The sequence below is a fragment of the Flagellimonas hadalis genome (assembly GCF_007785775.2).
GTDB classification, from domain to species: Bacteria; Bacteroidota; Bacteroidia; order Flavobacteriales; family Flavobacteriaceae; genus Flagellimonas; species Flagellimonas hadalis.
This window is the reverse complement of the sequence record NZ_VNIK02000012.1, coordinates 94,905-104,868: the sequence shown is the minus strand read 5'-3', so window position 1 is coordinate 104,868 and position 9,964 is coordinate 94,905. Positions and strand designations below refer to the sequence as shown.

Sequence of the window (9,964 nt, the reverse complement as noted above, 5' to 3'; positions counted from 1 at the left end):
GGTCGCCGCCTTCCTCAAGGCCCTTCACAATACATGAAGGGCCTTTTTTGTTTTATATCCCTTCCGATTCACCTTCCTTTCGATTTTATCTTTTCTATAAACAAAAAACTCCCCAACAAAGAAATGCTGGAGAGTTGAAGTCTTTTAACTAAAAATATGTATCTCTGACCCTATACCCTAGGTAGGTCACCATCACCTTTCAAGGGTAGATTGGATTGCCCCATCAAGAAGGTGTCGACATGATGTGCAGCCTGTCGGCCTTCAGAAATGGCCCATACAATCAAAGATTGGCCCCTTCTCTGGTCACCTGCCACAAAAACACCCGGTACATTGGTCTTGTAGTTCAATGGAGAGGCATTGATATTGGTCCTTGGGTCCATTTTTAGCCCCAATTGATCAGCAATAGTGGTTTCGGATCCTGTGAATCCTAGGGCCAATAATACCAAGTCACATTCCCATTCTTTTTCTGAGCCTTCCACTTCTTTCAATACAGGTCGCTGTCCCGGAGCTTTTTCCCAGACTACTTCTGAGGTCACAAGACTTTTTATATTGCCATTTTCATCTGCATTGAAATGCTTTGTGGAAATGCTGAACACCCTTTCCGCACCTTCCTTGTGTGAAGTACTGGTGCGCAATCGCATCGGCCAGAATGGCCATGGTTGATCTTCGGGTCTGTCAGTTGTACCTTTGGGCATGATTTCAAAATTGGTAACGGATACGGCCCCATGTCGTATGGAAGTCCCAATACAATCGGAACCCGTGTCGCCTCCACCTATAACGATGACTTTTTTGCCTTTGGCAGTCAGTTCCTCACCTTTATAGGGAATACCGTCGACCTTGCGGTTGTTCTGTGGAAGAAAGTCCATGGCCTGGACAACTCCTTTCAAGTCTGAACCTGGTATGGGCAGGCTTCTTCGTACTGTGGCCCCTCCGCAGAGTAACACGGCATCAAAGTCCTTCTTCAGATCATTGGCATCTATATCCACACCTACATGTACTCCTGTTTTGAACTCGATACCTTCTTTTTTCATTACGTCAATACGGCGATCGATGATGTTTTTCTCCATCTTGAAGTCAGGTATGCCATATCGCAGTAACCCACCCACCTTTTCATCACGTTCAAAAACAGTGACATGGTGCCCGGCCCTGTTGAGCTGTTGGGCAGCGGCCAAACCTGCGGGGCCTGATCCTATCACGGCCACCTTTTTTTCGGTTCTCTTGAGGGGCGGCTCTGGTTGTACCCAACCGTTTTTGAATGCGGTTTCCACGATGTTCTTTTCAATGTTTTCTATGGAAACTGGGTCTTCATTGATGCCCAATACGCATGCTTCCTCGCAAGGGGCTGGGCACAATCGACCTGTAAACTCTGGAAAATTGTTGGTAGAGTGTAAAATCTTGGCCGCTTTTTCCCATTTTCCTTGATATACGGTATCATTGAAATCCGGAATCAGGTTCCCCAGCGGACATCCGCTATGGCAAAAGGGAATACCGCAATCCATGCACCTGGCCCCTTGGTTTCTAACCTCACCTTCTTGTAGGGGCAATGTGAATTCCTTGTAATTTTTGATACGTTCCTTGACAGGGGCATAGTTTTCATCCTTTCTGTCAAATTCCATAAATCCTGTAGTCTTTCCCATGTCCAAAAATTATAGGGTTTGCATTTTTTCTTGTTCCAATCGTATCAGGGCCTGACGGTATTCTTCAGGGAATACTTTGATGAATTTTGGCAAGTATTCCTCCCAATGTTCCAAAATTTCTTGGGCCAATGGGCTCAACGTGGCATTGTAGTGGTTTTCGATCAATTCCCTTAGTTCCTTGATGTCATTGTCCTCGTTTACGGGAAGCAGGTTCAGCGCCTCGCCGTTGCACTTCCGCTCAAAAGAGCCATCCTTGTTATAAACATAAGCGATACCACCGCTCATTCCGGCCCCGAAGTTTCTTCCCACGGTTCCCAAGATAACGGCAACGCCACCTGTCATGTATTCACAGCCATGGTCACCGATGCCTTCCACTACCGCTTTGGCACCAGAGTTTCGTACGCAGAAACGTTCCCCAGCTTTCCCATTGACATAAGCTTCCCCGGAAGTGGCCCCATATAGTGCCACGTTTCCAATGATCACATTTTCCTCTGGTTTAAAAGTGGATTTAAAAGGAACCTTGACCACCAATTTGGCTCCAGAGAGTCCTTTTCCTAGATAATCATTCGTATTTCCATTGACGACCATGGTGAGGCCCTTGGTGGCAAAAGCACCAAAACTTTGTCCGGCAGATCCTGTGAAATTCAGTCTAAGGGTATTGTCCGGAAGCCCGTCCGCACCATAAATTTTGGATATTTCATTGCTGATGATGGCCCCGACCGACCTGTCCGTATTGTAGATCGGGAAGTCCAAACTGGTCTTCTCTTTTCTGAAAAGTGCAGGGTGCGCCTTGGCGATGATACCAAACTCTATGGATTTGCTGATGTCATGCACCTGTTTTTCGGTATTGTAGAGTTTGGTCCCTTCGGGCACATCCACTTGGTACAATATTGGGGTAAGGTCTATCCCAGCGGCCTTGTAATGTTCTATGGCCTTCTTTCTGTCCAATTTCTGTACTTGGCCCACCATTTCGTTTACGGTCCTGAAGCCCAACTTGGCCATGATTTCCCGAAGTTCTTGGGCCACGAAGTACATGTAGTTGACCACATGCTCCGGTTTTCCTTGGAACTTTTTGCGCAATTCCGGATTTTGGGTAGCAATGCCTACGGGACAGGTATTCAAGTGGCACACCCGCATCATGATACAGCCAGAGGCCACCAAAGGTGCGGTTGCAAAACCGAATTCCTCTGCGCCCAAAAGACACGCAATCGCCACATCCCTTCCTGTCTTCAATTGTCCGTCACATTCCAGTACCACCCTATTTCTAAGGTCGTTCAGTACCAAGGTTTGCTGGGCTTCGGCAATTCCAAGTTCCCACGGTAGTCCTGCATGTTTCAATGAGGTCAACGGGGATGCCCCGGTCCCGCCATCAAATCCAGAGATAAGGATCACATCGGCCTTTGCCTTGGAGACCCCGGCGGCCACAGTGCCCACACCTACTTCCGATACCAGTTTCACATTGATCCTAGCTTCCCTATTGGCCGATTTAAGATCATAGATCAATTGGGAAAGGTCCTCAATGGAATAAATGTCGTGGTGCGGTGGTGGGGAAATGAGCCCAACATAGGGGGTCGAGTTCCTGGTCTTCGCAATGGCTGGGTTCACTTTTGGCCCTGGCAATTGTCCGCCTTCACCTGGTTTGGCCCCTTGCGCCATTTTGATCTGGATCTCCTGGGCATTGGTCAAGTAATTTGAGGTGACCCCAAAACGACCCGATGCCACCTGCTTTATGGCGCTGTTCTTCCAGTCGCCGGTCTGACTTCTATAAAAACGAGCCGGATCTTCTCCTCCTTCACCCGAATTGCTTTTTCCTCCGATCCGGTTCATGGCAATCGCCAGGTTTTCATGTGCTTCCTTACTGATACTTCCGTAGGACATGGCCCCGGTCTTGAACCGTTTTACAATCTCGGTCCAAGGTTCCACTTCCTCGATGGGAATAGGGTCATAGTTCGAAAAATCGAACAGTCCACGGATGGTCATAAGGTTTTTGGATTGCTCATTCACCAGTTCGGAATACTCTTTATAGGTTTCCGGCTCGTTATTGCGCACCGATTTCTGAAGTTTGGCGATAGTCAATGGATTGAACATGTGTTTCTCGCCATTCCTTCTCCAACGATACTCCCCACCAACCTCAATGTCGAGATTGGCTGCTAATTCCTGTGTTGTGAATGCTTTTTTGTGACGTTTGGCCACCTCTTTCTCAATTTCATATAGACCTATTCCCTGGATACGTGTTGGGGTATTCGGGAAATATTTGTCCACTACTTTGGTGTTTATGCCAATGCATTCGAATAGTTGGGATCCTCGATAGGAGTTCAATGTGGAAATCCCAATTTTGTTCATCACCTTCAAGATGCCCTTACCAACAGCTTTGTTGTAATTTTTGATGGCTTCCTCAAAAGTGTAGTCGGTAATGTTGTTCTCGGTCAGTTGTTCGCCTATGATCTCGTTCACCAAATAGGGGTTGATGGCACTTGCCCCAAAACCGAACAACAATGCGAAATGATGCACTTCCCGTGGTTCTGCCGATTCAATGATGATGCTCAACTTGGAACGTCTGCCCATTTTACTCAGGCCGCTGTTCACATAGGAACAAGCTAAAAGTGCAGGTATCGCTGCCATTTCGGAACTCACCATTCTGTCCGATAGGATAATGATGTTGGCTCCTTGGTCAATGGCATCCAGGGCCTGTTGCAATAAGGATTGCAAGGCTTCCTCTAGCCCGTTGTGCCCTTTGGCAATTTCGTAGAGCATGGAAATGGAGACGACTTTATAATCAGGACTGGCATCGTAATTTTTGATCTTGTCCAGATCCTCTTTGGAGATCACGGGGTTTTGGATCTTCAATTTTCTACAGTGCAGTTCGGAAATCTCGAAGATATTTTGGTCGCTTCCCAGTGTAAGGCTGATGTCGGTGATCAATTCTTCCCGGATACCATCCAAAGGCGGGTTGGTCACCTGGGCGAACAGTTGTTTGAAATAATTATAGATCAATTGGGGCCGTTCGGAAAGCACGGCAATGGGCGTATCCGATCCCATGGACCCAATGGGCTCCTTACCATGCTGTGCCATGGGCATGATGATGGTATTGATGTCCTCTTGGGTATAGCCAAAAGCGGCCCGTCTAGTTTTTAGTGGAAATTCCCCAAAAAATACGGGGCAATCATTATAGGGTATATCCTTCAGATGGACTAGATTGTCTTTTAGCCATTTTTGATAGGGATGCTTTTTGGCAATGGATTCCTTGATTTCCTCATCGTTCACAATGCGACCCTCTTCCATGTTCACCAAGAACATTTTACCAGGCTCCAATCGGCCGTGGAATTCAATGTCCTCTGGTTCCAGCTCCACAACCCCGGTCTCGGAGGACATGATCACATATCCTTTCTTGGTGACCGAATATCGGGATGGGCGCAAACCGTTTCTGTCCAATACCGCTCCGATATAGTTCCCATCGGTGAAGGGTATGGATGCCGGTCCGTCCCAAGGCTCCATCAAGCAGGAGTTGTATTCGTAGAACGCTTTTTTGGATTCTGACATTTCGGCATTTTTTTCCCATGCTTCCGGGACCAACATCATCATTACTTCGGGAAGGGAGCGACCTGTCATCAACAGGAGTTCCACGACCATGTCCATGCTGGCGGAATCTGATTTTCCGGGAAGGACTATGGGCAGTATTTTTTTGATATCGTCCCCGAACCAATCACTTTTCATCAATTCTTCGCGGGAACGCATACGGGACACATTGCCCCTTAATGTATTGATTTCCCCATTGTGGCACATGTACCGGAACGGCTGCGCAAGGTCCCAGGTAGGGAAGGTGTTGGTGGAGAACCTTTGGTGGACCAGGGCCAAACGGGTGACCACTCGGGGGTCCAACAAGTCTTCGTAGTATCTGCTGATGTCCTTGGGGACCAAAAGTCCCTTGAAAATGATGATCTTGGTGGAAAGGCTCGGCAAATAGAAGAACTGGCTTTGGGAAAGCTTGCTTTCTATGATGGTATGCTCGGTGATTTTCCGGGCAATGAAAAGCTTGAGGTTGAACTGGAAATCGTCCAATGCCTCTCCCTTTCCTATAAATACCTGTTTCAGATAGGGTTCGGTCTCTGCGGCAATCCTTCCGGGCACGGAACGGTTGACGGGCACATCGCGCCAGCCCAACAATTGCAGCCCTTGGGCTTTCATGTTTTCCTCAAGGGCCTTTATACAAAAGTCCCTTTGGTTTTCCTTTTGTGGAAGAAACACGTTGCCCACGGCATATTCCCCGGCTTCAGGAAGTGAAAATTTGCAGACATCTTTGAAAAAGTCATGTGGGATATCGATAAGGATCCCTGCTCCATCTCCTGTCTTTCCATCGGAACTCACTGCTCCTCTGTGCTCCAGTTTGTCAAGGATCTCGAGGGCCTTGTGTATGATATCGTTGGATTTTCTTCCTTTTAGGCTGCAAATGAACCCGGCACCACAGTTGTCGTGCTCAAATTCTGGCAGATATAGACCTTGCTTTTTCAATTTCATCATTAACGTATTTCTTCAAAAATATCAATTATGATGAATAAAATGCAGGGTTTTAATTGATTATCAGAATAATAATCAACGTATTGAATGAAGGGTTAAAATATATTTAAAATGAAAATAGGAGCAATGTTAATTTATCATTATCTCAAAATAACCTCTTTCAAACCCCTTATCCCTTAAAGAAGATAGGATGAATGGATGTTCTGAGTATATTTTGCAGGGAGAGCTCGTGAAAGTACGGGGGTGTGCTCCGTAAAAATACTTTTCATTGAATATAGCCCCTCAAATCGAAAGGGGTTAATCTTTGATTATGCTTCTGGAGATGACTATTTTCTGTATTTCAGACGTCCCTTCATAGATTTGGGTGATCTTGGCATCGCGCATCAATCGCTCTACGTGATAATCTTTCACAAAGCCATTGCCGCCATGGATCTGTACAGCCTCGACCGCCGTTTCCATGGCCACTTCGGATGCATAGAGCTTTGCCATCGCACCGGAGAGGGTGTAGTCTTTGCCATTGTCCTTGTCGGTGGCTGCTTGATATACGAGAAGGCGTGCGGCCTGTATCTTGGTGTGCATGTCGGCCAGTTTGAAGGCTATGGCCTGGTGGTTGGCGATTTCGGTGCCAAAGGCCTTTCGTTGCTTGGAATATTGGAGTGCCAGTTCGTAGGCGCCAGCAGCAATGCCCAATGCCTGTGCGGCTATGCCGATCCGTCCGCCGGCCAAGGTCTTCATGGCAAATTTAAATCCAAAGCCATCCGCACCGATACGGTTTTCCTTGGGGACCTTCACATCGTTGAAGAGTAAGGAGTGGGTGTCACTTCCCCTAATCCCCAACTTGTTTTCCTTGGGGCCTATTTCAAAGCCGGGCATTCCTTTTTCAACGATAAGGGCGTTGATGCCATGGTGGCCCTTTTCCACATGGGTTTGGGCTATCACCAAGAATACCTCGGCCCTACCGCCGTTGGTGATCCAGTTTTTGGTACCATTTAGGAGATAATGGTCCCCTTTGTCAATGGCTGTCGTTTTTTGGGAGGTGGCATCGCTACCTGCCTCAGGCTCGGACAGGCAAAATGCACCGATGACCTCACCTGAAGCCAAGCGGGTCAGGTATTTTTGCTTTTGCTCCTCCGAACCATAGGTTTCGAGGCCCCAGCACACTAACGAATTGTTCACGGAAACCATCACGGATGCAGAAGCGTCCACTTTGGAAAGTTCTTCCATGGCTAGGACATAGGCTTGGGTGCCCAGTCCGCTACCACCATATTTTTCATTGACCATCATGCCCATGAAGCCCAGTTCGCCCATTTTACGGACCAGTTCATCGGGAAACGTCTGTGCATCGTCCCGTTCTATGACCCCGGGCAAAAGTTCGCTATGGGCAAAATCCTTTGCCGCCTGTTGTATCATCAACTGTTCTTCTGTGAGTGAAAAATCCATAATACTGAAAAATAATTAAAAACGGAGTACAAATATAGTGTTCCAGTGATAATCTTGCATAAAAATGTTGTCATAAACGAGAATGATATAATTTTTTTGAAAACCTTAAGGAGATATTTTTTTTGCTTTCACAATATTTTAAGGGAATAAGATTATGCGGAAAAACTCATTTTGAATATCTTTAACGCTTAGATAACTGCTCAACAAAACGATTCCTTAATTAAACCAAACTTAACATGGAGACCCTCTTAGTTGTCATTTTTGTAATTGGATATTTGGCAATTACCCTTGAACACAATCTGAAGATAGATAAACTTATTCCGGCTTTGGCAATGATGGCCATCCTTTGGGCCATGATGGCCTTTGGCCTTGATGGGTTCACCACTTGGTTCGATTCTGCCAACCATGCGCTTTTGGAGAACTTTTCCTCTTTCGGCCATGAAGAAAAGACCCATCTTTTGGAAGAAACCTTGCTGCACCATTTGGGAAAGACCTCGGAAATCTTGGTCTTCCTTTTGGGAGCGATGACCATTGTCGAGATTATCGACTATTTTGATGGTTTCTCCACCATAAAATCTTTTGTGAAGACCAGGAGCAAGAAGAGGATTCTTTGGATATTTTCCTTCATGGCCTTCATCCTTTCCGCTATCATCGACAACCTTACCGCTACGATTGTGTTGATTTCCATTCTTCAGAAAATTGTCAAGGACAGGGAAATCAGGATTTGGTATGCAGGTCTTATCATCATTGCGGCCAATGCAGGTGGTGCCTGGTCTCCCATTGGGGATGTCACCACCACCATGTTGTGGATCGGCAACAAAGTGTCCACGGCACTGTTGATAGAGCATTTGTTGGTGCCATCGTTGGTATGTATGCTCATCCCTTCGTTTATCGCTTCTTTTCTTCCGGCCTTCAAAGGGGAGATTGATGTGGAGGATGAGGAAATCTCAAAATCAAAGTACAGTTCCATTATGCTGTATTTGGGCTTGGGGGCCATTGTGTTCGTACCTATATTCAAGACCATTACCCACTTGCCGCCCTATGTGGGCATGATGTTGTCCTTGGCAGTAGTGGCCACTTTTGCTGAAATTTACAGTAACCGAAAAATTGCAATCTCCTCTGTTGACCATGACAGCGATGCCGCATCGCACCATAGTCCGGTGCACAGTGCCCTTACTAAGATCGAGCTGCCCAGTATTCTCTTTTTCTTGGGGATTTTGATGGCGGTGGCCGCTTTGGAATCCTTGGGTCTTCTGTTCAATTTTGCTGAAAGCTTGAAACAGGGAATGCCGTTGATGGGTACCGAAATGGCAAGTACCCACGTTTCCGACTTGGTAGTACTTCTATTGGGAGTCGGTTCTGCCGTTATTGACAACGTACCCTTGGTAGCTGCCAGTTTGGGGATGTTCTCAGAGCCGTTGGATGATCAGTTGTGGCACTTCATCGCCTATTCCGCGGGTACGGGGGGCAGTATGCTCATAATCGGTTCCGCAGCAGGTGTTGTGGCCATGGGAATGGAGAAGATAGACTTCTTTTGGTATCTCAAAAAGATATCTTGGTTGGCCTTTTTGGGCTTCATAGGTGGAGCAATATGCTTCATGGTGATGCGATATTTGTTCTAAATCATACTTTAGTCCAAAAATCTCCGTTATAATTGCAACTTAAATTGGGGATATTATATGATTATTTTTCAAGAAGCAACGGAGGGAACCGAGGCTATGGCCTCTATTTCAGAAGAGAAGACCCTGTCCGTGATAGATCTTATCGTTAATGGGGGTACAGGAAGCATTTTGATCATTATTGTGCTTTTTGTGCTTCTGTTCGTAGCCATGTACATTTATTTTGAACGGATTTTTGCCCTCAAGGCGGCGTCCAAGATTGACAAGAATTTCATGAACCAGATTCGTGACCATGTCATGAACGGAAAGTTGGAGGCGGCCAAATTGCTTTGTGCCCAAACCGATTCGCCCGTGGCTCGGCTCACGGAAAAAGGGGTTTCCAGAATAGGCAAGCCTTTGGACGACATCAACACTGCCATAGAGAATGCGGGTACGCTTGAAGTCTACAAATTGGAGAAAAACGTGAGTGTACTGGCCACCGTGGCAGGAGCAGCGCCCATGATCGGGTTCTTGGGGACCGTGATCGGGATGATCCTGGCGTTCCACGAAATGGCAAGCAGTGGCGGACAGGCAGAAATGGGATCGTTGGCCTCGGGCATCTATACCGCAATGACCACAACGGTCGCGGGATTGGTGGTAGGGATTATCGCCTACATTGGCTATAACCACTTGGTGAACCGGACGGACAAAGTCGTCCACCAGATGGAAGCCAATGCAGTGGAGTTCCTGGACCTATTGAACGAACCCATATAG

The 9,964-nt window shown here is 46.9% G+C and carries 5 protein-coding genes; 2 read left to right on the top strand and 3 right to left on the bottom strand.

Annotated features, from left to right (window positions below; translation table 11 throughout):
* Positions 1 to 170 precede the first annotated feature (170 nt).
* The 3 genes from FOT42_RS15275 to FOT42_RS15265 all read right to left on the bottom strand — a co-directional run bounded on the left by FOT42_RS15275 (position 171) and on the right by FOT42_RS15265 (position 7,592).
* Positions 171 to 1,637 (bottom strand): glutamate synthase subunit beta, encoded by a 1,467-nt coding sequence (locus tag FOT42_RS15275; protein ID WP_151891391.1) that lies wholly within the window; start codon positions 1,635 to 1,637, stop codon positions 171 to 173.
* A 9-nt stretch (positions 1,638 to 1,646) separates the two neighbouring features.
* Positions 1,647 to 6,152: a glutamate synthase large subunit gene (gltB, locus tag FOT42_RS15270; RefSeq protein WP_151891390.1), complete on the bottom strand. Its 4,506-nt coding sequence runs from the start codon at positions 6,150 to 6,152 to the stop codon at positions 1,647 to 1,649.
* Positions 6,153 to 6,449: 297 nt separating this feature from the next.
* On the bottom strand, positions 6,450 to 7,592 hold the full coding sequence (locus tag FOT42_RS15265) for an acyl-CoA dehydrogenase family protein (RefSeq protein ID WP_151891389.1): 1,143 nt from the start codon (positions 7,590 to 7,592) through the stop codon (positions 6,450 to 6,452).
* A 236-nt stretch (positions 7,593 to 7,828) separates the two neighbouring features.
* Between FOT42_RS15265 and nhaD the strand changes: the two genes are divergently transcribed.
* Both nhaD and FOT42_RS15255 read left to right on the top strand, forming a co-directional pair.
* Positions 7,829 to 9,214 carry a sodium:proton antiporter NhaD gene (gene nhaD / locus FOT42_RS15260; protein ID WP_151891388.1) on the top strand — a complete coding sequence of 462 codons (1,386 nt, stop codon included), beginning with the start codon at positions 7,829 to 7,831 and terminating at the stop codon, positions 9,212 to 9,214.
* 57 nt (positions 9,215 to 9,271) lie between these two features.
* Positions 9,272 to 9,964 (top strand): MotA/TolQ/ExbB proton channel family protein, encoded by a 693-nt coding sequence (locus tag FOT42_RS15255; RefSeq protein WP_072881090.1) that lies wholly within the window; start codon positions 9,272 to 9,274, stop codon positions 9,962 to 9,964.